18 protein-coding genes are annotated in these 22,475 nt (G+C 73.5%); 10 read left to right on the forward strand and 8 right to left on the reverse strand.

Features of this window, described 5'->3' with window-relative positions:
• Positions 1-30 precede the first annotated feature (30 nt).
• From D9599_RS04565 to D9599_RS04590, 6 genes are all read left to right on the forward strand, one after another.
• The gene (locus tag D9599_RS04565) at positions 31-1,272 is read left to right on the forward strand and encodes an aminotransferase class I/II-fold pyridoxal phosphate-dependent enzyme (RefSeq protein ID WP_198380035.1); all 1,242 of its coding nucleotides are present in this window, start codon (positions 31-33) and stop codon (positions 1,270-1,272) included.
• Positions 1,273-2,553, forward strand: a complete 1,281-nt coding sequence (locus D9599_RS04570) for a glycosyltransferase family 4 protein (protein ID WP_232480131.1) — start codon at positions 1,273-1,275, stop codon at positions 2,551-2,553.
• A 120-nt stretch (positions 2,554-2,673) separates the two neighbouring features.
• A complete protein-coding gene (wecB, locus tag D9599_RS04575) occupies positions 2,674-3,777 on the forward strand; it encodes a non-hydrolyzing UDP-N-acetylglucosamine 2-epimerase (RefSeq protein WP_198380036.1) in 1,104 nt (367 codons plus the stop codon).
• Positions 3,774-6,347 carry a glycosyltransferase gene (locus tag D9599_RS04580; protein WP_198380037.1) on the forward strand — a complete coding sequence of 858 codons (2,574 nt, stop codon included), beginning with the start codon at positions 3,774-3,776 and terminating at the stop codon, positions 6,345-6,347. Before wecB ends, D9599_RS04580 begins: the two co-directional genes overlap by 4 nt.
• 9 nt (positions 6,348-6,356) lie before the next feature.
• A complete protein-coding gene (locus tag D9599_RS04585) occupies positions 6,357-8,279 on the forward strand; it encodes a nucleoside-diphosphate sugar epimerase/dehydratase (RefSeq protein ID WP_198380038.1) in 1,923 nt (640 codons plus the stop codon).
• Positions 8,280-8,696: 417 nt separating this feature from the next.
• Positions 8,697-10,058 (forward strand): nucleotide sugar dehydrogenase, encoded by a 1,362-nt coding sequence (locus D9599_RS04590; RefSeq protein ID WP_309228535.1) that lies wholly within the window; start codon positions 8,697-8,699, stop codon positions 10,056-10,058.
• A gap of 266 nt (positions 10,059-10,324) precedes the next feature.
• Here D9599_RS04590 and holA read toward each other — a convergent pair whose 3' ends face one another.
• Genes holA through leuS form a run of 3 tightly spaced genes read right to left on the reverse strand, consistent with a single transcriptional unit; the run spans position 10,325 to position 14,479 of the window.
• Complete coding sequence (gene holA, locus D9599_RS04595) at positions 10,325-11,332, reverse strand: DNA polymerase III subunit delta (protein ID WP_198380039.1); 1,008 nt, start codon at positions 11,330-11,332, stop codon at positions 10,325-10,327.
• Between the two features lie 14 nt (positions 11,333-11,346).
• Entirely contained in the window at positions 11,347-11,922 is a 576-nt protein-coding gene (lptE, locus tag D9599_RS04600) for an LPS assembly lipoprotein LptE (protein WP_198380040.1), read from the reverse strand.
• Entirely contained in the window at positions 11,888-14,479 is a 2,592-nt protein-coding gene (leuS, locus tag D9599_RS04605; RefSeq protein ID WP_198380041.1) for a leucine--tRNA ligase, read from the reverse strand. Before leuS ends, lptE begins: the two co-directional genes overlap by 35 nt.
• 141 nt (positions 14,480-14,620) lie before the next feature.
• On the opposite strand from leuS, the gene D9599_RS04610 reads away from it, so the two are divergent.
• Positions 14,621-14,974, forward strand: a complete 354-nt coding sequence (locus D9599_RS04610) for a PRC-barrel domain-containing protein (RefSeq protein WP_198380042.1) — start codon at positions 14,621-14,623, stop codon at positions 14,972-14,974.
• A gap of 33 nt (positions 14,975-15,007) precedes the next feature.
• Here D9599_RS04610 and D9599_RS04615 read toward each other — a convergent pair whose 3' ends face one another.
• From D9599_RS04615 to D9599_RS04625, 3 genes are all read right to left on the reverse strand, one after another.
• Positions 15,008-15,538: a DUF3576 domain-containing protein gene (locus tag D9599_RS04615; protein WP_198380043.1), complete on the reverse strand. Its 531-nt coding sequence runs from the start codon at positions 15,536-15,538 to the stop codon at positions 15,008-15,010.
• A gap of 140 nt (positions 15,539-15,678) precedes the next feature.
• Positions 15,679-17,019 (reverse strand): porin, encoded by a 1,341-nt coding sequence (locus tag D9599_RS04620; RefSeq protein ID WP_198380044.1) that lies wholly within the window; start codon positions 17,017-17,019, stop codon positions 15,679-15,681.
• Positions 17,020-17,235: 216 nt separating this feature from the next.
• Positions 17,236-17,841, reverse strand: coding sequence for a thiamine phosphate synthase (locus D9599_RS04625; protein ID WP_198380045.1), 606 nt, complete (start codon positions 17,839-17,841; stop codon positions 17,236-17,238).
• Between D9599_RS04625 and D9599_RS04630 the strand changes: the two genes are divergently transcribed.
• Complete coding sequence (locus tag D9599_RS04630; RefSeq protein ID WP_198380046.1) at positions 17,840-18,562, forward strand: YggS family pyridoxal phosphate-dependent enzyme; 723 nt, start codon at positions 17,840-17,842, stop codon at positions 18,560-18,562. The two genes, D9599_RS04625 and D9599_RS04630, sit on opposite strands and share 2 nt — an antisense overlap.
• Positions 18,559-19,161: a cyclopropane-fatty-acyl-phospholipid synthase family protein gene (locus D9599_RS04635; protein ID WP_198380047.1), complete on the forward strand. Its 603-nt coding sequence runs from the start codon at positions 18,559-18,561 to the stop codon at positions 19,159-19,161. The genes D9599_RS04630 and D9599_RS04635 overlap by 4 nt, the downstream gene beginning before the upstream one ends.
• Positions 19,162-19,168: 7 nt before the next feature.
• Here the strand turns inward: D9599_RS04635 and D9599_RS04640 are convergent, their stop codons facing one another.
• Complete coding sequence (locus tag D9599_RS04640; RefSeq protein ID WP_198380048.1) at positions 19,169-20,023, reverse strand: DMT family transporter; 855 nt, start codon at positions 20,021-20,023, stop codon at positions 19,169-19,171.
• Positions 20,024-20,116: 93 nt separating this feature from the next.
• On the opposite strand from D9599_RS04640, the gene D9599_RS04645 reads away from it, so the two are divergent.
• Entirely contained in the window at positions 20,117-20,476 is a 360-nt protein-coding gene (locus tag D9599_RS04645; protein WP_198380049.1) for a phage holin family protein, read from the forward strand.
• 424 nt (positions 20,477-20,900) lie between these two features.
• On the opposite strand, the gene D9599_RS04650 is transcribed toward D9599_RS04645, so the two are convergent.
• Positions 20,901-22,475, reverse strand: a complete 1,575-nt coding sequence (locus D9599_RS04650; protein ID WP_198380050.1) for an efflux transporter outer membrane subunit — start codon at positions 22,473-22,475, stop codon at positions 20,901-20,903.

A 22,475-nucleotide genomic window follows, 5' to 3' on the forward strand; every position in this document is an offset into this window, starting at 1 on the left:
AGATTGAGCTCTCAATTTAGTGAGGCAGCGATGGCGCTCCGTCTGCTTCCATCGGTGGATCTTCCTCTCACGGCCTCAAGAGCGGATGTTCTAGCTTGGCCGAACATTATTCCCTTCCCGCGCCAGGCGGATGAGGCGGAGCTGGCTGGGCGCGTCCATCTTTCCCCGCCGGAGCTCGCCGGGGGCGAGTTCGAGGCGGTGGAGAGGACGCTTCGCAGCGGATGGATCGCGCCGGCTGGGCCCATCCCCCGCGCTTTCGAAGCGGCGCTGGCCGAGGAGGCGGGTTTCGGCGAGGTGCTCGCCACCTCCTCGGGCACGGCGGCGCTGCATCTCGGCTACCGCGTGCTCGGGCTACAGCCGGGCGACACTGTCTGGGCGCCGAGCCTCACCTTCGTTGCGACCGTAGCGCCGGCCATCCAGATGGGCGCGCGCGTCACCTTCCTCGATGTCTCGCCGGAGACCTGGACGCTCGACCCCGAGCTGCTGCGCGAGGCGCTGGCGGCGGCGGCGCGGAAGGGGCGGCTGCCGCGCGTGGTGGTGCCGGTGGATCTCTATGGGCAATGCGCCGACCTCGACGCCATCGTCGCCGCCTGCGATCGCTGGGGCGTGCCGGTGCTGAGCGATTCCGCCGAGAGCCTCGGGGCGAGCGGGCGCGGCGGGGTGAAGGCGGGGCGGGGCGCGCGGCTCGCCTGCTTCTCCTTCAACGGGAACAAGATCATCACGGCCGGGGGCGGCGGCGCGCTGGTCTCCGACGATCCCGCGCTGATCATGGCGGCGCGGCACCTGAGCACCCAGGCGAAGGAGGCGGCGCCGCACTACCAGCACGAGACGACGGGCTATTCCTACGGGCTTTCCTCGGTGCTGGCGGCGGTCGGGCTCGCGCAACTGCGGACGCTGGAGGCGCGGGTCGCCTCGCGCCGGGCGGTCTTCGCGCGCTACGTCACGGGGCTGGCGGAGACGCCGGGCATCTCCTTCATGCCGGAGCCGGGCTGGGGGCGGTCCTCCCGCTGGCTGACGGTCGCGCTCTTTGATCCCGTGCGCTTCGGGGCGGACCGGGAGGTGGTGCGCCGGGCGCTGGAGGCGGCGGGGATCGAGAGCCGGCCGGTCTGGAAGCCGCTGCACCTGCAGCCGGCCTTCCGCGACGCCGAGGCGATGGGCGGCGCGGTCTCGGCCGGGCTGTTCGAGCGCGGCCTCTGCCTGCCCTCGGGCAACATGGCGCCGGCGGTGCAGGCGCGGGTGATCGAGACCATCCGCCGCCTCGCGCGGCACTGATTGCACGGACGAACGGCGCTGCGTCTTCTCTATCTCCACCAGCACTACTCCGGGCCGCGCGGCGCGACGGCGACGCGGGCGCATGCCATGGCGCGGGCGATGGCCGCGCGCGGGCACGAGGTGACGCTCGCCTGCGGCCGCTACGACGGCGCGGTGACGGGGCTGACCGGGCCTTTCGCGGGCGGCGCGCGGGAGGGGCGGGTGGCGGGCTTCCGCGTGGTGGAGTTCGACATCCCCTGCGGCAACGGGCAGCCGCTGGCGGCGCGCACGCGGGCCTTCCTGCGCTACGCGATGCGGGCGGCCTCCCTCGGGATGGCCGGGGACTACGACCTCGTGCTCGCCTCCTCCACGCCGCTGACGGTCGCGCTGCCGGCGCTGGCGCTGCGGCGGCTGCGCGGCGTGCCCTATGTTTTTGAGATCCGCGACCCCTGGCCGGAGCTGCCGCGCGCGCTGTCGGAGGCGCGGATGCCCGGCGGCGTGCCGGGGCCGGTGCTGGCGGGAATGGACCGGTTGGCGACGGCGGCCTGCCGGGGCGCCGCGGCCGTGATCGGGCTGACCGAGGGCATTGCCGAGACCGCCCGCGCGCGCGGCGCGGCCGGCGTGCAGGTGGTGCCGAACGGCTGCGACCTCGACCTGTTCGGGCCGCAGGTGGCGCCCTGGCGGCCGGAGGAGGCCGCTTCGGGCGAGGTGCTGGCCGTCTATGCCGGGGCGCACGGGCGCGCGAACGGCCTCGACGCCGCGATTGAGGCGGCGACGCGGCTGCGCAACGCGGGGGAGCGGCGGCTGCGGCTGGTGCTGGTGGGCGAAGGAGGCGAGCGGGCGCGGCTGATGGCCGAGGCGGCGCGGCGTGAGCTGCCGAACGTCACCTTCCTGCCCCCTATGCCGAAGACGCAGGTGGCGGCGCTGCTCTCGGCCGCGGGAATCGGGCTGCACCTGCTGGCGCCCGTGCCCGCCTTCGCGGAGTGGACGGCGCCGAACAAGCTGATGGACTGCCTCGCGGCCGGGCTGCCGGTGGTGACGAACGCGGCCGGGGGCGCGGCGCGGCTGCTGGAGGCGGGGCCGCAGGGGCCGGCCTGCGGGCTGGCGGCGCCGCCCGGCGACGTGCCGGCCCTGGCGGAGGCACTGGCCGAGCTGGCGGGGGCGCCGGGGCTGCGGCAGGCCATGGGGGCGGCCGCGCGGGTGCGGGCGGTGCGGTTCTGGGACCGGCGGCTGCACGCGGCGCGGTTCTGCGACATCCTGGAAGAGGCGGCGGGGGTGGTCCCGCTGGCGAGGGCGGCCTGAGCGCGGCTTCGCCGGCGACCTTCCGCCGGGCGGCGCGATGCGGGCCTGTCCCCGGCGGCCGCGCCGGTAGCGGGGTGGCGAGACAGGAGGGGGCGCCAATGCACCCCCCGGCGGGGTCTGATGGTTCCTGAACTGCACCTGGTGGCGGCCGCGCGGCCCAACCTGCCGAAGCTCGCGGCGCTCTGGCACGCGCTGGCGGGGGCGCCGCCCTTCTGTACACCGGTAATCGTCCAAACGGGGCAGCACCACGACGCCGCGATGTTCGGCGGGCACCTGGCCGATCTCGGCCTGCCGGCGCCGCATGTCTCCCTCGGGGTCTCGGGCGGGGGCCATGCGGGGCTGACGGGCCGGACGATGATGGCCTGCGCCGATCTCTGGTCCGCGCGGCGGCCCGGCATGGTGGTGGTGGCGGGCGACGTTGACGGCACGCTGGCGGCGGCGTTGGCCGCGCGCAAGCTCGGCCTTCCGGTCGCGCATCTCGAGGCTGGGCTGCGCTGCGGTGACCTCGACATGCCCGAGGAGATCAACCGCCGGGCGGTGGACGCGGTGAGCACCCTTCTCTGGGCGCCCGACGAGGGGACGGCGGCGCGGCTGGTGGCGGAAGGACACGACCCGCAGGTGGTGCGAGCGGTGGGCAACACGATGATCGACAGCCTGCGCCGCGCCCTGCCGGCCGCGCGGGCGCGGGCGCTGCCCGAGGCACTGCAAGCCGGCGGCTACGGGGTGTTGACGCTGCACCGGCCCGCCAATGTGGACAGCCGGGAGGCGCTGTCCGGCCTGCTGGAGGCTGTGGCAGAGGCGGCGCGGCACCTGCCGCTGGCCTGGCCGATGCACCCGAGAACGGCGGAACGGCTTTTGGAATTCGGCCTGCTCGTGCCAGAAAGGGTCATGCGCCTGCCGCCGCTCGGATATCTCGACTTCCTGGGACTGCTGGCCCGCGCGCGCCTGGTGGCGACGGATAGCGGGGGCGTGCAGGAGGAGGCCTGGGCGCTGGACCTGCCCTGCCTGACGCTGCGCCCCTCCACCGAGCGGCCGGTGACGCTGGAGGCGGGGACGAACCGCTTGGTGGCGCCCGGTAGCTTGGCTGGCGCGGTGGCGACGCTGCTGGCGGGCGACCGGCCGAGGGCGCGGCCGATCCCGCTCTGGGACGGCCGCGCGGGGGAGCGGATGGTCGCGCATCTTCTCGAATCGATGGGTGCCGGGATGGCGGGGCAGACGGCATGAGCGAGGCGCACAACACCCGCAGCGGACCGGCGCGGGGCCTCCAGCGAGCGGATGCGCGCGGCGGGCTGACGGGTGGCCGGGTCGAGTTGCCGCGCGGGCGCGATGCCGCCGGGGCGGATGGGCCCTCGGGCACGGCCCCCGCGCCGGGCGCGGAGGCGCCGCTGGTGCTCATGCTCTCGGCCGCGCATCCGCCGACGGACCTGCGGATCGTCGCCAAGGAGGGAGCGGCGCTCGTGGAGGCGGGCTGGCGGGTGACGCATCTCGCGCCCGCGCCGCAGCGCGGGGCGAAGGACGTGCCGGCGAGCCAAGCGGGGGTTTCCATCGCCACCTATCCCCGGCCCTCCGGCTGGATCGGGCGGCTGCGCGCGGCCCGGGCGCTGGCGGCGCGGGCCGCAAGGCTGAAGGCCGACGTGATCCATGCGCACGAGCCGGACAGCTGGTACGCGGCCATCAAGGCCGCCGGGCGCACCGGCGCGGCCGTGGTGCTCGACGTGCACGAGCACTATCCCTCCCGCCTCGACGGCCGGCTGCCGCGGCCTCTTCACGGCCTGGGCCGCTGGGCGGTGCGGGCGGTCTGCAAGTGGATGGCGGCGCGGGCCGATGCCGTGGTGGTGGCGAAGGACGGGCTGGAAGATGCCTTCCCGGACGTGGGGATCGTGCCCGTGCGGAACTACGCTGCCGCCGTGCCGGTGGAGCCGCGCGAGCACCGGCCGGGGCCGCTGACCCTCGTGCATCTCGGCGCCCTGACGCGCGAGCGCGGCTCTTTCGAGATGCTGCGCGCGCTGACGAGATGCCCGGAGGGAACGCGGCTCTCGCTCATCGGGCGCTTCACCGACGGGAGCGAGACGGACTTCCTCTCGGAGGCCAAGCGGCTGGGCGTGGCGGGGGCCGTGGAGCGCCACGGCTGGATGGCGCACGAGGCCGCGGTGGCCCTGGCGGCGACGGCCGATATCGGCCTCGTGCTGTTCCAGCCGGGCCACGAGAACCACCGCTTGGCGCTGCCGCACAAGCTGTTCGACTGCATGCTGGCCGGCCTTCCCGTGATCGTGCCTGACTTCGCCGAGGAGGTGGCGGCGGTGGTGCGCGAGACTGGCTGCGGGATGCTGGTGGACACCGCCGATCCCGCCACTGTCGCCGATGCCGTGCGCGCGCTGGCGGACCCGGCGCTGCGGGCGGAGATGGGCGCGGCGGGACGGGCCGCGGCACTCGGCCGCTTCGGCTGGGCGGGGGAGGCCGCGCGGCTGGTCGAACTCTACCAAGACCTCGTGCCGCTGCCGGCGGGCCTGGGATCGGAGAGCGGGCTTTCGGCCGCTCCGGCGGGGGCCGTCCGCGAGGCGCCGCCGGAGTTAGAGGCCGCGCCGCGGCCGGTGGCCGGACGCGGGCACGCCCCTGTGGTGCAACAGAAGCCCGCGCCGGTGGCGCAGCGGCAACCCGTGCCGGTGGTGCGCGAGCAGCCGGTTCCTGTCGTGCGGTCGCCGCCTGCGCCCGTGATGCAGGCGCCGGCGGCCGGTCCGACGGGGATGGTTGCCGCCAATCTGGTCGCGACGCGGGCGGCGCCCCTGCCCTTGGCGCGACCGCAGGCGCCTTCGCCGCTGGACCCGACGGAGGCGTTCGCGAGCCTTTCGGCGGCCATGCGCGCCGCGCCGCCGCTGGCGCCGGAACCGCCGGTCCCGGCTGCGCCGCTTCCGCCCGCCACGGGGTCAGGCGATGCCTTCGCGAGCGCCGCGGCCCCGCTTCCCGTAGATCGCCGCACCTTGGCCGCGCCCCAGCCTGCCGATGTCGCCGGGGCCTTTGCGAGCCTCTCGGCGGCGATGCGCGCGGCCTCTCCGCGGCCCCCAGCGGCTTCCCGGATCGGGGCGGGTGCTGGAACGCCGGCTTCCCCGGCGGTGCCGCGCCTCCTGCTCGATGCCGCGCTGAACGAGACGGAGGCGATGCCGGCGACCTTCGCCGCGCTGCTCGCCCGCGAGGCGCCGGAGCGGCCGCCGAGGCCGGAGAACCTGCCGCCGTCGCAGGTGCTGGGGCCCCTGCCCGCGCCGGCCCCGCCTGCCCCTTCCCCGGCCCGGCCGACGCCGGCGGCGGTGCTGGGCTCCGTGGTGCGGGCGATCCGCACGGCGGGAGCGCCGGTCCCGGCGCCCGTTCCCGTGCCGCCTGTTCCCGGGGCCGCCGCGCCCTTCCCGCTGCTGGCCGCCGTGGGCGGTGCCATCCAGGCGCCGCCGCCCCCGCCCGCGTCGTCGCGCCCGGTGTTCCCTCCGCGCCTGGCGCCGTCGCAACCGGCCTTGACAGGGCGGCCGATCGAGGTCCCTCCCGCGGTGCAGGGGGAGCGGCTGCTCGCCGAGGCCGGGCTTTCCGGCGCAGTGGTGCCGGCCAGCGTCGCCGCCGTGCTCGCGCGCCAGGCCGGGCCGCAGGGCTTGCCCGAGGCGGGGCCGATCCTCACTTCCGACGTGCCCTTGATCGAGGCCGGGCTGCGCGCCGCGGGCCCGGTGAGGGCAGATCCCGAAACCCCCGGATGGCGCCTGCTGCAAGCCGCGCCTCCGCCGGCGGCGGCCCCTGTTGCCGACGCCGGCCGCTAGGCTGATCCCATGGCGCCCCAGCGCATCCTGCTGAATCTCGCGCTCGACCTCGCGCTCGCCGCACTGGCCCTGCCGCTCGCGCTGCTGCTCGCGGCGCCCGGCAACTGGCCGGCCGCGGGGTGGTGGGGACCGGCTGTGGCCGGGGCCCTGCTCGCCTTCGTGGCGGCGGCGCTGCCGCTGCGCCTGCCCCGGCAGTACTGGCGCTATGCCGGGCTGCCGGACCTCCTGCCCGTCGTCGGCGCCTCGCTCGCGGCGGCGCTGCTGTTCTGGGGCGGGCTTGTGGTGTCCGGTGCCTGGCGGCCGCCGAACGCGGCCTTCCCGCTGCTGCACGCGGGTGCCCTGGCGGCGCTGGTCGGGGGGGCGCGGCTGATCGGGCGCATCCTCTCGGCGCACCGGGCGGGGCCCGCTTCCGACGTGCCGGCGCAGCCCGTGCTGCTGGTGGGCGGCGGCGACGCGGCGGACCTCTTCATCCGCGCGCTCATCGCCCAGCGCGCGCCGGGCTACCGGGTGGAAGGCATCCTCGCGCCCCGCGCGCGGCAGCGGGGGCGGCGCATCCTCGGCGTGCCGATCCTCGGGACGGTGGAGAATGCAGGGGCGGTGCTCGACGCGCTGCGCGCCGATGCGCGGCTGCCGGCGCTGATCGTGCTGGCCGATCCCTCGCTCTCGGGGCCCGTGCTGGAGGCGCTGCTGGACGCCGCGGACCGACATGGGGTCTCCGTTCGCCGCGCGCCCCGCGTGACGGCGCTGGACCCGGCGAGCGCCCGCCCCCAGGCCGCCCGGCGGATCGACCTTCGCCCCGTCTCCATCGAGGAGCTGCTGGACCGCCCGCAGGTGCCGCTCGACCGCGAGGGCATGGCGCGGCTCATCCAGGGGCGACGCGTGCTGGTGACGGGGGCGGGTGGGACGATCGGCAGCGAGCTGTCGCGGCAGATCGCGGCGCTTGGGCCCTCGACCCTGACGCTGCTCGATCACGGCGAGTTCGCGCTCTACGAGATCGACCTGGAACTCTCGGAGAGCCATCCGGCCGTCACGCGGCGCGCGATGCTGGCCGATGTGCGCGACGAGCCGCGGCTGCGGCGGTTGATGGAGGAGATCCGGCCGGAGCTGGTCTTCCACGCCGCGGCGCTGAAGCACGTGCCGATGGTCGAGAACGACCCGCTGGAAGGGCTGCTGACCAACGCGCTCGGCACGCGGCTGATCGCCGACGCCGCGCGGGCGAATGGCTGCCGGGCGATGGTCTTCATCTCGACCGACAAGGCGGTGAACCCGACGAGCGTGATGGGCGCCTCCAAGCGTCTTGCCGAGATGTACTGTCAGGCCCTCGATGTGGCGGCGCGGGCCGGCGGCGGGATGCGCTGCGTGACCGTGCGCTTCGGCAACGTGCTGGGCTCCACCGGCTCGGTCGTGCCGCTGTTCCGCCGCCAGCTCGAGCGCGGCGGGCCGCTGACCGTCACGCATCCCGACATGCGCCGCTACTTCATGACGGTGCGCGAGGCCGTGGGGCTGGTGCTGCAGGCGAGCGTGATCGGCGCCGAGGACCGCGCGGACCAGCCGCCGGAGCTGCGCGAGGGCGGGATCTTCGTGCTCGACATGGGCAAGCCCGTGAAGATCGTGGACCTCGCCCGCCGCATGATCCGCCTCGCCGGGCTGCGGCCGGAGGAGGACGTGGAGATCCGCTTCACTGGCCTCCGCCCCGGCGAGAAGCTGTTCGAGGAGATGTTCCACGGACAGGAGCCGCCGCGGCCGACCGGCTTTCCCGGCCTGCTCGTAGCCACCCCGCGCACTGCGGATGCGGCCCTGGTCGGGCGCGCGATCGACGAGGTCTCGGGCGCAGCGCGCGGCGGGCAGTCGCGGCTGGCTCTCGCCGGGCTGGCGCGAATGGTGCCGGAATTCGAGCACGCGCCGAATGCGCCGGTGGCGGGGCGGGCCTGATAGGCTGTCACGGGTGACTCCGGGGAGAGGAAGAAGGAATTCTTCCTCTCCCCGGACCCCTCACCATCATCTTTTTCTATCTGTTTGAGGAATTTCTGCGCCTCGGGTCGCGGACCCGAGGCGACTGCCCCTTCAGGAATGTTCCGCGATAGCCAGACGGAGATCCAAGGGCCTCAAGCCCTTGGGAGAGGTCTGGAGAGAGCGGAGCCCCCTCCGGTGGGCAGGGCGCCAAACCGACACTCAAGGGACACATACCGGCGTGCTTCGCAGGCAGGCGTCGAGAGAGGTCGATCACGGACTTGCGAGGAAGTGTCGCAGCCGGTTCAATACGCGGGCTGATGGAGCACAGAACCTGATGTCCCCGCCTGCCATGGAGTCGCGAGAGCTTCTTCCTGCCCGCGGGCGGGAAGGCCTGTCGTGAACCAGGTGCTGGCCCGTGATACGGGGGTGGAACATCACCTGCGCGACAGATTGCTCGACTTGCTGGAGAAGCGCGAGGCCCGGATCGGGGTGGTGGGGCTCGGTTATGCCGGGCTGCCGCTGGCGCTGCGGTATGCGGAACTGGGCTTCCCGGTCGAGGGCTTCGACATCGATCCGGCGAAGGTCCTGGCCATCGAGGCGGGGCGGAGCCCGGTGCACGGCGTTGCGGACGAGCGGATCCTGGCGGCTCGGGCGCTGGGCGGGCTGCGGGCGCATAGGACGGCAGCCGCGGCGGCGCTCTGCGACGCGCTGATCATCTGCGTGCCGACGCCGATCGGGCCGCACAAGGAGCCGGACCTCTCGGCGGTGCGGGACACATTGGCGGCGCTGGCGCCGCATCTGCGGCCCGGGCAGGCCGTGGCGCTGGAGAGCACCACCTATCCCGGCACGACGGAGGAGCTGGTGCTGCCGGTGCTGGCGGCGGCCGGACTCACGGTCGGGGGGGACTCCTTCGTCATCTATTCCCCCGAGCGGGAGGACCCCGGCAACCCGCACGGAACGGTCGCGCGGGTGCCGAAGCTGGTGGCGGGGGCAACGGCGGATTGCCTTGCCGTCGGTCGCGCCCTCTACGCGCCCGTGGCAGGTGGGATCGTTCCGGTCTCCTCGCTCGCGGCCGCCGAGCTGGCCAAGTGCTACGAGAACGTGTTCCGGGCGGTGAATATCGGGCTGGTGAACGAGCTGAAGCGGATCGCCCATGCGATGGCGCTCGACGTGCACGAGGTGATCGACGCCGCGGCCACCAAGCCCTTCGGCTTCATGCCCTTCCGGCCCGGGCCGGGGCTGGGCGGGCACTGCATTCCCGTCGATCCCTACTACCTCGCCTGGAAGGCGCGGGAGCTGGGCGTGCCGAGCGACTTCGTGGAATTGGCGGGGCGGGTGAACGACGCCATGCCCGGCTATGCCGTGGAGCGGCTTCGGGATGCGCTGGACGCACGCGGCACGCCGCTGCGCGGGGCGCGGATCCTGCTGCTGGGCCTCGCCTACAAGCCAGGCGTGCCCGACACGCGGGAGAGCCCGGCGGTGGAGATCTTCCGCCTGCTGGAAGCGCGCCGGGCAAGGCTGGCCTACCACGACCCGCTGGTGCCGCGCTTCCCCGTGACGCGGCGGCTGCAGGGTGCCTCGCCGGAGCTGACGAGCGTGACGCTCGACGAGGAGACGGTCGCGGCCCAGGACGCGGTGCTGGTGGTGACGCCGCAGCCCGGGATGGACCTCGCCATGGTGCGGCGCGCGGCGGCGCTGGTGGTGGATACGCGGGGGGTGATGCGCGGGGAGGGGGATGGGGCCGTGGTGATGGCCTGACGGCCGCCTCCGCCAGAGAGGGCTCTGTCCTCTCTCCGGCACCTTCGGGCGAACGCGCAGCGTTCGTCCCGCACCTGCCAGGGGCCTGAGGCCCTTGGATACCCATTCCGCGGTCGCGGAACCTTCCCCGACGTGCAGTCGCCTCGGGTCCATGACCCGAGGCGCACCGGCCAGTCGGTGATGCAAACCTGAAGAGAAAGATGATGGTGAGGAGGCCGGGGAGAGGAAGAATTCCTTCTTCCTCTCCCCGGCTTCACCCACGCCGCCTACCCCCGCCGGGCAAGGGTGGCCGATTGCCGGGCGATGGTGAGCAGGGCCGTTCGTGCCACCGCCGCGTCCGGCACCGGGCGGCCGGTGCCGCCGGATTTGGAGAGGCGTTCCGCTTCCAAGAGGTTGGCGAGGACGGTTTCGAGGGTTTCCGGCCGCCAGTGTCGCAGCGCCTTCTCGAAGCCGGGCCGGCTGCGGAAAAAGACGGGCGGCTGGAGGGCCTGGATGCCCGCGACGGAGGCGAGGTGCAGGCGCTGGACGTGGCGGAGAAGGGCGCGGAGCACCTGGACGGGGTTGGCGCCCTCGGACATCGCGGATTCGAGGGCGCGGTCGGCGGTGGCGACGTCGCCGGCCGTCGCGGCGACGAGGGCCTCGTCGAGTTCGAGGGCGGAGCCGTCGCCGATGCAGGCGAGGACGTCCTCCTCCGCCAGGCGGCCGCCGGGGCCGGCGTAGAGGGCGAGCTTCTCGAGCTCGCGGCGCAATGTCCCGCGGTCGTCGCCGAGGCGGCCGGCGAGCCAGGCGATGGCGGAGGGTTCGGCGGTGACGCCGGCCTCGCGCAGGATGGCGGCGATGCTGGCCGAGAGCTCGGCGCCACGCTCGCGGTAGCAGGCGATGGCGGCGGCGCGGGGGTTGGCCTCGGCGAGCTGGCGGAGCTTGGAGCGCGCGGGAAGTTCGCCGGCTTCCAGGATGACGAGGGTGTCGCCGGGGGCTTCCAGCACCTCCCGCAGGGGGGCGGCGAGGGCATCGGTGGCGTCGCGCACGCGGATGACGCGGCGGCCGCCGATGAGGGAGAGCGCGGCGGCCTCCCCGGCGAGGGCGCCGGGGCGGGCGGCGGCGTCGCGCGGGAGGTCGGCGACGCGGAAGGGGTCGTTGCCGGGGGCGATGGCCTCCTGCAGGGCGTCGGCGCGCTCGCGCGCGAGGCCGGCGTCCTCGCCGTAGAGGAGGGCTGCACGGGTGGCGCCGGGGTCCTTCAGGAAGGCCGCGAGGCGACGGGCGTCGAGCTTCATCCGGGCGCCGCCGCTCAGGCGGCGGGGCGGTCGCGGAGCGCGAGGGCGAGGCGGATGGTCATGTCCTCGGCGAGGCGGTCCACGAGGCGGCGCTCGGCGGCCTCGCTGCTGACGGTGGAGGAGAAGAACTCGAGGTCAACGATGTTGAAGGAGTCCATGGCGCGCACCGTGCCGGTGGCGATCTGCTGCGGCGGGACGGATAGGGTGGAGAGTGTCCAGGGCGCGGACATGGTGATGCGGAAGCGTGAGGGAGAGCCGTCCCGCCGGTAGCCCTGCGCCTCGTAGGAGGGGATGACGGAGGTGGTGAGGAGGTAGCGCGCGGCCGGTGCGCTGCGATCGCGGGCGGCGAGGCGGCGCTCCAGCCCCTGGTGGAGGAGCTGGCCGCTGCGGCCATAGGTGGGGCCGATGCGGATGGCCGCGAGCTCGGGGCCGACGGCGGTGGCTACCTCCCCGGGCTCGGGCGGGGCGTTCAGCGGGTGGAAGCCGCAGCCGGCAAGGGTGGAGGTGCCGAGGGCGGCCAGCAACCTGCGCCGGGCGATCCCGCCGCGCCGCGCCTCAGACGACGAAGTTGACGATTCGGCCTGGGACATGGATGCGCTTCCGGATGGGCTTGCCCGCGATGGCACGCTGCACGTTCTCCTCGGCCTCGGCTGCCGCGAGCACCGCATCTTCCGGCGTTCCGACCGGCAGGGAAAGGGTGGCGCGCAGCTTGCCGAGGACCTGCACGGCGATCGTCATCGTCTCGGCCGCCAGCAGCGAGGGGTCGGCCTCGGGCCAGGGCATCAGCGCCACCAGCTCCGTGGAGCCGGGGTTGAGGATGGACCAGAGCTCCTCCGCCAGGTGCGGCATCATGGGGGCGACGAGCCGGGCCATGACCGAAACCGCCTCGCGCCGCGCCTCGATTCCGGCAGGGCTCGACTCGATGGCGTTGGCGAATTCGTGCAGGCGGGCGACGGCGACGTTGAAGGTGAAACCCTCCAGCGCCGCGGTGACGGCGGCGATGGTGCGGTGGGTGGCCTGCATGAGCGGGCGCGGCTCGCCGTCGCCCCCTCGCTGCTCCAGGTTGGCGGCGAGGCGCCAGAGGCGCTGGACGAAGCGGTGGGCGCCGGCGACGCCGGCCTCGGACCACTCCATGTCGCGGTCGGGCGGGTTGTCGGCGAGGATGAACCAGCGGGCGGTGTCGGCGCCGTAGCGGGAGATGATGGCGCCGGGGTCCACCGTGTTGCGCTTGGACTTCGACATCTTGTCGTTGCGCGAGACGATCAGCGGGATGCCCGTGCCGCGCTCCACCGCGCTGCCGTCGGCCGCGACCTCCACCTCGTCCGGGGCGAGCCAGCGGTTGTCGGGCGCCTTGTAGGAGGCGTGCTGCACCATGCCCTGGGTGAACAGGCCGGCGAAGGGCTCGGGCGTCCTCAGCTGGCCCATGGTGGAGAGGGCGCGGGTGAAGAAGCGGGCGTAGAGGAGGTGCAGGATCGCGTGCTCGATGCCGCCGATATACTGGTCCACCGGCAGCCAGGCGTCGGTGGCCTCCGCGGTGATCGGCGCCTCGGCATGGGGGGAGCAGAAGCGGGCGAAGTACCAGGAGCTGTCGACGAAGGTGTCGCAGGTGTCCGTCTCACGGCGGGCGGGCGCGCCGCAGGACGGGCAGGCGACGTGCTTCCAGCTCGGGTGGTGGTCGAGCGGGTTGCCGGGGACCGAGAAGTCCACGTCCTCCGGCAGGCGCACCGGCAGCTGGTTCTTGGGCACGGGGACGGTGCCGCAGGAATCGCAGTGGATGACCGGGATGGGGCAGCCCCAGTAGCGCTGGCGGGAGACGCCCCAGTCGCGCAGGCGCCAGTTCACCACGCCCTTGCCGAGGCCCTTGGCCTCCAGCGCGTCAATCGCGGCGCGCTTGCCGGCGTCGCTGCCGAGGCCGTCCAGGAAGGCGGAGTTGTAGAGCGTGCCGTCGCCGGTCCAGGCGGTCTTGCCGATGGCGAAGGCGGCGGGGTCCTCGCCCGGGGGAAGGACGACGGGCGGCACGGGCAGGCCGTATTTGCGAGCGAAGTCGAGGTCGCGCTGGTCATGCGCCGGGCAGCCGAAGAGGGCGCCGGTGCCGTATTCCATGAGGACGAAGTTGGCGATCCAGACCGGGAAGGTCGCGCCCTCGATGAAGGGGTGGGCGACGCGGAAGCCGGTGTCGAAGCCCTTCTTCTCGGCCTGCTCGATGGCGGCCTCGCTGGTGCCCTGGCTGCGGCACTCCGCGATGAAGGCAGCGGCGGCCGGATCGCGCGCCCCGGCGGCGGCGGCGAGCGGGTGCTCGGCGGCAACCGCCAGGAAGGACATGCCGTAGAGGGTGTCGGGGCGGGTGGTGAAGACCTCCACCTCGGTCGTGCCCTCGACGGGCTCGGCGAGCGGGAAGCGGACGCGCGCGCCCTCGCTGCGGCCGATCCAGTTCGCCTGCATGGTGCGCACGCGCTCGGGCCAGCGGTCGAGGGTGTCGAGGGCGGAGAGCAGGTCGGGGGCGAACTTCGTGATGGCGAGGAACCACTGGGAGAGCTCGCGCTTCTCCACGGGGGCGCCGGAGCGCCAGCCCTTGCCGTCGATCACCTGCTCGTTCGCGAGCACGGTGCCATCAACGGGGTCCCAGTTCACCCAGGACTTGCGGCGCTCCACCAGGCCGGCCGCGAGGAAGTCGAGGAAGAGGGCCTGCTGCTTGCCGTAGTACTCGGGGTCGCAGGTGGCGAACTCGCGGGCCCAGTCGAGCGAGAGGCCCATGCTCTGCAGCTCGGCGCGCATGGCCGCGATATTGGCGTAGGTCCAGGCGGCGGGGTGGGTGCCGCGCTCGCGCGCCGCGTTCTCGGCGGGGAGGCCAAAGGCGTCCCAACCCATCGGGTGCATCACCTCATGGCCGCGGGCGCGCTTGTAGCGGGCCACGACGTCGCCGAGCGTGTAGTTCCGCACATGCCCCATGTGGATCTTGCCGGAGGGGTAGGGGAACATCTCCAGCACGTAGTACTTCGGCTTCGTGCCGTCCGGCACGTCCGGGGCGGCGAAGCAGGCGCGGTCTCCCCAGGCCCGCTGCCAGCGAGGCTCGGCGGCGGCGAAGTCGTATCGCTCCGAGGAGCGTTCCAGGGAACGTGCGGGAGAGTCGGGCGGTCCGTCGGTCATGTCGGGGCCAATATGGGCCTTCGTCGTTGGTGCGTCCCCATATTCCGCCCTGCACGGGGTGGAAAGGGGGCGCCGTGACACGCGCGTGCAACCCCAGCCGACCGACCGGGTTCTAGGCCCCGCCTCCGGGAGAATCATGACATGAAGTTAATCCTTGCCGCCGCCCTCGCCGCGGCTTTCGCGGCCGCGCCCGCCCTTGCCCAGGGCCAGGCGCCCGCGGCCGTGCCGGCCGGACAGCTGCGGGCGGACCGGCTGATCGACCGCGATGTTTACACCAGCGACAATGTCGAGGTCGGCGAGGTGGAGGATCTGCTCATCGATCCGGCGAGCGGCCGCGTGACGATGGTGGTGATCGAGGTGGAGAACCGGTTGGGGATCACCCAGAAGTATGTTTCCGTGCCGCTGGAGCGGCTCCGCGCCGCGCCCGGCGAGCGTCGCGCGACACTGAACATGGCATCGGAAGAGTTCCGCGCCCTGCCGGCGGTCAACTACTGACGGCGGATCGAGCGGGGCAACCCCGCCGCCGCGTCAGAGGGCCGCGGACTGGCTCCGCAGCTCCCGGGCGCGGGCGAGGACCTTGTCTTCCAGCTCGGTGCCCGTGGCGGTGGCGACGGGGGCGTCCACCCAGACGCCATTGCGGAGTTCCTGGCGGAAGACAGAGACGCGCACGCCGTCCGAGCGGAGCTGGCGGCCGAGGATATAGGCGGTGGCGCGGAAGCGCTCCCCTTGGGCCGCGGGGGGCGTGTACCAGTCGGTGATGATGACGCCGCCGAAGGGATCGGCCGAGGCGAGCGGCATGAAGGAGAGGGTGTCGAGGCTGGCGCGCCAGAGATAGGCGTTCACGCCGAGGCCAGCCTGGTCGCCGCCCGCGCCGCCCTCGCGATTGCGGCTGCGATCGGTGCCGAGGATCAGCAGGCCGTCCTGGTTGCCGGAGATGCGGCCCTGGACCCGGGCGCGGCGGCTGTCGTCGTAGTACTCGTCGTTCCCCACCTGTCGGGTCTGCCCGCAGGCGGCGACGAGGACGGGAAAGGCGAGGACGGCGAGACGAAGGTGGCGCATGGGCGCGCAGGTAAGGCAGCGGCGGGGCGCGGCGCAAGGGCTAAAACGTTGCGTGATGCAGCGCGGTTACCATTCGCGCAAAAGAAAAGGCGGCGGGTTTCCCCGCCGCCTCATTCGTTCCGCCTAGGCGGAGCGAGGGATCAGAACGCGACCCGGAAGCCGGCGAGAACCGTGCCGACCGTCGAGCCGACGGTCTGGACCGTCGTGTTCGCGCCGCCGGAGGCGGCGGAGGTGCTGCCGGTGCCGGTGAGGAAGTTGAAGCCGGCTTCCTTGCGCTGCGTCTGGATGTACTCGGCGAAGAAGTCGAGGCCCGGCGCGACGCGATAGTTGCCGCCGACGGCGAAGCCCGTCTCGCGGCGGGCGCCGGTCGCGATATCCTGCGCTCCGGCCGAGACCGAACGGGCGAAGTGGCCGCCGACCGTGATGGCGTCGATCGTGTAGGTGGCGCCAATGAGGAAGGAGTTCAGGCTGCGGTCGTCACGACGGTTGCCGATGCCGCCACGGTCCGGAACGTAGGTGTTGAAGCCGCCGTTGCCCTGACCGCCCGTGTACCAGCCGCCAACGGTGAAGCCGTAGGCCGTGGCCGCGGCGCCGGCCCAGATGAGGTTGATGCTCTGGGGCGAGATGCCGGTGGTGTTCCGGATGGCGTTCGCGCCGAAGTAGCCGACGGTGGCCGTCAGGCCGACGGGGCCGAAGGACCCGCGCCAGCGAAGGGCGGCCTGCAGCTCGTTGCGGCGGCGGGTGTTGACGCCCGCGATGGCAGAGGTGCGATCGCAGAAGGCGGCGTTGGCGATGGTGTCGCAGCCGGAGTTGGCGCCGTCGTTCGTGTTGAACGAGAAGCTCGCGCCCGCGTCGAAGCCGAGGAACTGCGGGGACAGATAGATGAGCTTCGTGTTGTCGCCCGGGTCGTTCACGGTGTTGAACTGGGCGCGCTGGTTGCCGCCGATGGCCTGCTGGTACTGGTCGCCCGAGTCGAGGCCGCCGACGCCGAAGCCGGTGATGTGGCCGGACTGCAGCTGCTGGATCGCGCCGTCCTCGTCACCGTAGCGGATCTGGCCCCAGGGGCCGGCGAGGTAGGCCCAGGCCTCGTCGAAGGCGAGCGTGTTCTTGCCGGAGTTGCTCACGGAGTTCGTGGCGGGGTTGCCGGCCTGCGGCTGACGATAGGCGTCGTTCTCGATCTCGAGGGCCACGCCGTACTGGAGGCCGTTGGCGGCCTTGCCGGAGGCGAGGATGTGGATCTCGATCTCGTTGGTGAAGTCGGACTTCCCGAGGCGGGTCGTCGCGTTGTTGTCACCGGTCTGGTTCGTGTAGTTGTACATGGCGCGGTAGTAGCCGCCGAGGCGAACCTCAAGGCCGCGCATCGAGGTGCCGGCGGCGCCCATCGAGCTGTCCGAGAAGCTGACACCCTGGGCCATCGCGCCACTCGGCGCGAAGAGGGCAGCGGCGGCGACGGCCGTGCTGCCGAGAAGAAGCTTACGCATCCCATATCCTCCTGACGTACCGGGGAGCAGCCCCGGCGCTTCACGCGACCCGCCCGCCCCCCTCGGCGGGTTTGCCGCGAGAAATGCACCCATCGGATGCGCCCCCCTTTGGCCGAGCCCGGCCGAACTATGGTTCAGTGGATTGCAGGGCGTCCATGGCGCAATCGGGTGAAACGCGACATCCGTGAAACACTGTGGCCAGTCGGCCACATCGGTTCAGGCGAGGCCCCCGATGGCTGCCCAGCCCGCCGCGCCCGCACGCCCGGAGAGGCGGCCGAGGCCCGGCAGCCGGCGGCTGTTGCGGGGGGTGAGGCCGCCGAGGGCGATGACGGGTCGCCCTGCGCGGCGGGCGAGTGCCGCCCAGCGCAACAGGCCGAGGGCGGGGGCGCCGGGGTGGCTCGCGGTCGGGAAGACAGGGGAAAGGATGACGAGGTCGGCCCGCAGGCGGCGGGCGCGGGCGATTCCCGCCCGGCCATGGGCGGCAACCGATAGGAGCGGCGGGCGCGCGCCGCGGCGGGCGAGGAGCAGGGGAAGGATCCCCGCCGACGGGCGGCGGTCCGGCAGGTGCAGCCCGGCGCGGAGGGCGAGGGCGTCACGGCCCTGCCCAGAGAGAAGAAGGTGAAGGCGGCGCGCGCGGGCGAGGGCGGCCAGCGGGCGCAGCAGGGCCGGGGCAGGGTCCCGTGCCAGCACCGCGCTGCCCTGCGGCAGGCGTCGGGCGGCCGCGCGGGGGTCCGGCAGGCGGCGGGGGTCGCTCAGCAGCCAGAGCGGGGGGATGCCTTGGTTCCAGGCGCGGCCGTTCTGCCCTAGCTTCCTGCGCCGCATGACCGAACCCCTGCCTGCCCCCGATGCCGAAGCCATTGCCGCGAACCTTGCCCGCATCAAGGCGCGGATCGCGGCCGCCTGCGAGGGGGCGGGGCGCGATGCTTCCGCGGTGACGCTGGTGGCCGTCTCCAAGACCCATCCGGCGGCGGCGGTGGAGGCGGCACTGGCGGCGGGGCAGCTGAGCTTCGGGGAGAACCGGGTGCAGGAGGCGGCGGGGAAGTTTCCGGGCCTGCGCGCCGCGCATCCTGACATGCGGCTGCACCTGATCGGCGGCTTGCAGACGAACAAGGCGCGGGACGCCGTGCGGGTGGCGGACGTGATCGAGAGTCTCGATCGTCCGCGGCTCGCGGAGGCGATCGCGGAGGCCATCCGGCGGGAGGGCCGGGCGCCGGAGCTGCTGGTGCAGGTGAATACCGGGGCGGAGCCGCAGAAGTCGGGCGTGGCGCGGCAGGAGGCCTCGGCCTTCCTGCGCGCCTGCCGCGGGGCGCATGGGCTCGTCGTCTCGGGCGCCATGTGCATCCCGCCGGAGGGCGAGGACCCGGTGCCACATTTCCGCTGGCTGGCCGCCTTCGCAGCCGATGAGGGGCTGGCCGTGCTGTCGATGGGGATGAGCGGGGACTTCGAGGCGGCGGTCGCCTGCGGCGCCACGCAGGTGAGGGTGGGCAGCGCCATCTTCGGGGCGAGGCCGTATCCGGCAGGGGCAGAGCCGCGCCGGGCATGAGCGACGCGGCGGCCTGGGACGCGCGCTACGCCGGCGGCGTCTTCGCCTTTGGGGAGTCGCCGAACCGGCATCTGGCCGCGCAGGACTGGCGGCTGCGGGCGGGGATGCGGGCGCTGGCGCTGGGCGACGGTGAGGGGCGGAACGGAGTCTGGCTGGCCGGGCAGGGGCTGGAGGTGACCTCGGTAGACTGGTCGGCCGCGGGGCTGGCCAAAGCCGACGCGCTGGCCGAGGCGCGCGGGGTGGGGCTGCGGACAGTGGTGGCGGACCTCGTGGGCTGGGAATGGCCTGTCGGCGCCTTCGATCTCGTCGCCTGGATCTTCATGCACCTGCCCCCGGAGGACCGGGCGGTCGTGGCGGCCGGAGCTGTGGCCGCGCTGGCGCCGGGCGGGCTGCTGGTGCTGGAGGGCTTCACCCCCGCGCAGGAGGGGCGGCGCTCCGGCGGGCCGCGCGATCCCTCGCTGCTCTGGTCGGCCACGCTGGTGCGGGAGCACTTCGCGGGGCTGGAGGTGCTCGAATGCCTCGAGGGCACCGTGATGCTGGACGAGGGGCCGAAGCACCAGGGGCCCGCCGAGGTCGTGCGGGCCGTGTTGCGGAAGTAGCGCCAGTTCAGGCTGCCGCCTCTCTCCGCGCGGAGGCCGCCAGCCAGCCGCCGCCGACGACGAGTGCCGCCGCGACAAGGACGCGCGGTCCGGCCTGCCCCTCCCCCGCGAGGAGAAGAAGGAGGGTGGAGGCGACCGGCACCGCATAGGCCAGGGTGCCGAGGAGGCGCGGATCGCCCCGCTTCATGCCGATATCCCAGAGAAAGAAGGCGGCACCGACCGGGCCGAGGCCGAGGAGGAGGGCGGCGGTCCATTCGCGCGGGCTGGGGATGACCGTGGTTTCGAAGAGGAGGTGGGCGAGGGCGGCGAGCGCTGCCGAGCCGAGGCAGAAGCCGGCGACCGCCTCTGTCGGCACGCCTGAGAGGCGGCGCGCGGTGACGGAGTAAAGCGCCCAGACGAGGGCTGCCGCCGCCGCGCAGAGAAAGCCGGGAATGGCCCCCGGCGGGAAGGCGGCGCCCGGGCCGACGACGAGGGCGCAGCCCACGAAGCCGAGCGCGACGCCCGCGAGGCGGCGGGGGCCGAGATGGAGCCCAAGGATCGGGGCTGAGAGAAGGACGATCAGCAGCGGCCAGAGATAGTTGATGAGGCTCGCCTCCACCGGCGGCGCCCAGGCGAGGGCGGCGAAATAGAGGGCGTGATAGCCGAAGAGGCCGCCCACCCCGTGCGCCCAGGCGACGGGCGGCTGGCGCAGGGCGGCGAGTTGACCGCGGGCCGCGAGCCAGGCGGTGGCGAGGAGCCCGGCGGCAGCGAAGGCCATGGCCGTGACCTGCAGCGGCGGCAGCCCGGCCGCTCCGCGCGCGAGAAGGGCGAGGAAGGCCCAGAGGGCGAGCGCGCCGATGCCCGAGGCGGTCGCGCGGCTCACGCCGCTGCCCCGGCAACCGGGCGGCGGAGGGCGCGTTGCCCCAGCATCGGGCCGGAAAGTTCCGGCGCTGCCCTGGGCGAGGAGTTGGACACGGTGGGATTCCTGATCAGAACGGTCATCACGGCCGTTGCCTTTTACATTGCCGCGAATGTCGTCACAGGGCTGTGGTTCTCCAGCCTGACGACCCTGATCATCGCGGCGGTGATCTTTGGCGTCGTGAACGCGGTGATCCGGCCGATCGTGGCCACGCTCTCGCTGCCGCTGACGGTACTGACGCTCGGACTATTCACACTGGTGGTGAACGCCTTGATGCTCGGCATCACGGCGCTGGTGATGCCGGGGATGCGGATCACGAACTTCTCGGCCGCCTTCTTCGGCGCGATCATCATTTGGCTGGTGTCCTGGATCGCCAACAAGTTCGTGGGCGACCGCGGCACGGCGGCGGCACGGTGACCGCGGCGGTCATCGCGGCGGTGGCCATTGCCGCGGCGGCCGCTGCAGCGGTGGCTGCCGTGAGCGGGCCGGCGCCGCGGCCCGTGCCGGTCCGGGCGCGGGGTGCGCGTCGCCGGTGAAATCGCGGCGGCGTCCCCAGGGGACGCCGGCCGGGTGAGGGATGATGGCCCGCTAGGCCCTGGCGAGAGCCGGGGCCCTGCGGGCTTTTTCATGGCCCGTCACCTTCCCACGGCTGCGGGTTGACCTCGTTGCCCCATCTGAAAGTGCGCTGCTTCGAGGCGATGATGCGAGGTGCAGCGGCCACCTCGTATTGCCAATTCGCAGAAGAAGATGATGGTGAGGGGTCCGGGGAGAGGAAGAATTTCTTCCCCCTTTCCCCCGGGGTCGCCAGCGCCGGCAGGTCAGGATCAGGGCCACGCGACCATCAGGGCCGCACGAACGGCAGCGGCGTGCGGGATGGTGCCGCGGCCTCCGCCATGGCCGCCCAGTCCCCCTGCGACCAGCCGCCGCCGAGCGCCTTGTAGAGCGAGACGACGTCGTTGGTGACCGACAAGGTCGCCCGGATTTCCTGCTGCTGCGCCGCAACGAGGGAGCGCTGGGCGTCCAGCACCTCGATGAAGCTGCCGAGGCCGTTGTCGTAGCGGTCCCGCGCGAGGGCGAGGACGGTGCGGGTGGAGGCGACAGTCTGCCGCAGCTTGTCGCGCTGGGCCTGGTCGGTGCGGTAGGCGACGAGGGAGTCCTCGACCTCGCCGAGGGCGTTCAGCACGGCGGCGCGGTAGGCGAGCGCCGCCTCGACCTGCTGGGAGCGGGCGAGGGTGAGGTTCGCGGTCAGGCGCCCGCCCTGGAAGATCGGGACGGAGATGGTGGGGCCGGCCGAGTAGAAGTGGTTCGCCCAGCTGCTCAGCGCGCTGATCTCCACGCCGCGCAGGCCGAGATTCCCGGTGAGCGAGACGGAGGGATAGAACTGCGCGATGGCGACGCCGACGCCGGCGGTGGCCGCGTGCAGCGTGGCCTCGGCGCGGCGGATGTCGGGACGGCGGCGCGCCAGTTCCGAGGGGACGCCGACGGGCAGGCGGGGCGGGGCGGGCGGGATCGGGCGGGCCGGGCCGAGCTCGTCGTCCAGCAGGCCGGGCGGGCGGCCCATGAGCACGGCGAGGCGGTTCATCGCCTGCTGCGCCTGGGCGGTGAAGGGCTGGAGCTGGGCCTCGTAGCTGGTGAGCTGGGCACGCTGGTTCTCGACGTCGATCTGGGGCGAGAGGCCGTCGCGCTGGCGACGCTGGGTGAGGCTGAGCAGGCTCCGGGCGGCGGTGATGTTCGCCTCCTGCGCGCGGGCGAGGGCCTGGGCGCCGCGCAGCCCCGCATAGGTCTGCACGACATCGCCGATGAGGGTAACGAGGGCGTCGTTGCTGCTCTCGATCGCCGCCTCGGTCTGGGCGTTCGCCTGTTCCTCGCTCCGGCGGATGCGGCCGAAGAGGTCCAGCTCCCAGGCCGCGTCGAAGCCGGCCTGGAAGAGATTGACCGGCCGTGTCGCGGCGTTGAGGCCGTTGGAGAGGGCATCGGCCGCGCGGTTGGAGAGGCCGGGGCTCGCGTCGTCGAGCGTCGTGTTACCGCGCAGGCCGCGGGCGGCGTCGAAGGCGCCGCGGGACTGGAGGATGCCGCGCAGGCCGAGCTGCTGGCGCGTGTAGCTGCCGCTGCCGCCGATGGTGGGTAGGCCCGCGGCGCGCGCGGCCGCCTCGCCCTGGCGAGCCTGGACCACGCGCTGCACCGCCTGCTGGAGGGTGAGATTGCCGGTGACGGTGCGCTCGACGAGGCTCTCGAGCACGGGGTCGTGGAACTCGGACCACCAGCGGGGGTCGGGGCGCGACTCCATGGTCACGTCGCGCGCGCGGAGTGCTTGATTGTAAGCGTCGAGCCGGGTGGATTCTGGCGTCTCGAAGTTCGGGCCGAGGGTGCAGGCGCCGAGCGCGCCGGCGAGAAGGAGCGGGAGGAGGGCGCGCAT

This window comes from Roseomonas sp. KE2513 (assembly GCF_016107305.1).
GTDB lineage: Bacteria > Pseudomonadota > Alphaproteobacteria > Acetobacterales > Acetobacteraceae > Roseomonas.

Coding starts and splice junctions, on each gene's coding strand:
- D9599_RS04565 (WP_198380035.1), top strand. CDS start 31: ATGGCGCTCCGTCTGCTTCCATCGGTGGATCTTCCTCTCACGGCCTCA.
- wecB (WP_198380036.1), top strand. CDS start 2,674: ATGGTTCCTGAACTGCACCTGGTGGCGGCCGCGCGGCCCAACCTGCCG.
- D9599_RS04580 (WP_198380037.1), top strand. CDS start 3,774: ATGAGCGAGGCGCACAACACCCGCAGCGGACCGGCGCGGGGCCTCCAG.
- D9599_RS04585 (WP_198380038.1), top strand. CDS start 6,357: ATGGCGCCCCAGCGCATCCTGCTGAATCTCGCGCTCGACCTCGCGCTC.
- holA (WP_198380039.1), bottom strand. CDS start 11,332: ATGAAGCTCGACGCCCGTCGCCTCGCGGCCTTCCTGAAGGACCCCGGC.
- lptE (WP_198380040.1), bottom strand. CDS start 11,922: ATGTCCCAGGCCGAATCGTCAACTTCGTCGTCTGAGGCGCGGCGCGGC.
- leuS (WP_198380041.1), bottom strand. CDS start 14,479: ATGACCGACGGACCGCCCGACTCTCCCGCACGTTCCCTGGAACGCTCC.
- D9599_RS04610 (WP_198380042.1), top strand. CDS start 14,621: ATGAAGTTAATCCTTGCCGCCGCCCTCGCCGCGGCTTTCGCGGCCGCG.
- D9599_RS04615 (WP_198380043.1), bottom strand. CDS start 15,538: ATGCGCCACCTTCGTCTCGCCGTCCTCGCCTTTCCCGTCCTCGTCGCC.
- D9599_RS04620 (WP_198380044.1), bottom strand. CDS start 17,019: ATGCGTAAGCTTCTTCTCGGCAGCACGGCCGTCGCCGCCGCTGCCCTC.
- D9599_RS04630 (WP_198380046.1), top strand. CDS start 17,840: ATGACCGAACCCCTGCCTGCCCCCGATGCCGAAGCCATTGCCGCGAAC.
- D9599_RS04625 (WP_198380045.1), bottom strand. CDS start 17,841: ATGCGGCGCAGGAAGCTAGGGCAGAACGGCCGCGCCTGGAACCAAGGC.
- D9599_RS04635 (WP_198380047.1), top strand. CDS start 18,559: ATGAGCGACGCGGCGGCCTGGGACGCGCGCTACGCCGGCGGCGTCTTC.
- D9599_RS04650 (WP_198380050.1), bottom strand. CDS start 22,475: ATGCGCGCCCTCCTCCCGCTCCTTCTCGCCGGCGCGCTCGGCGCCTGC.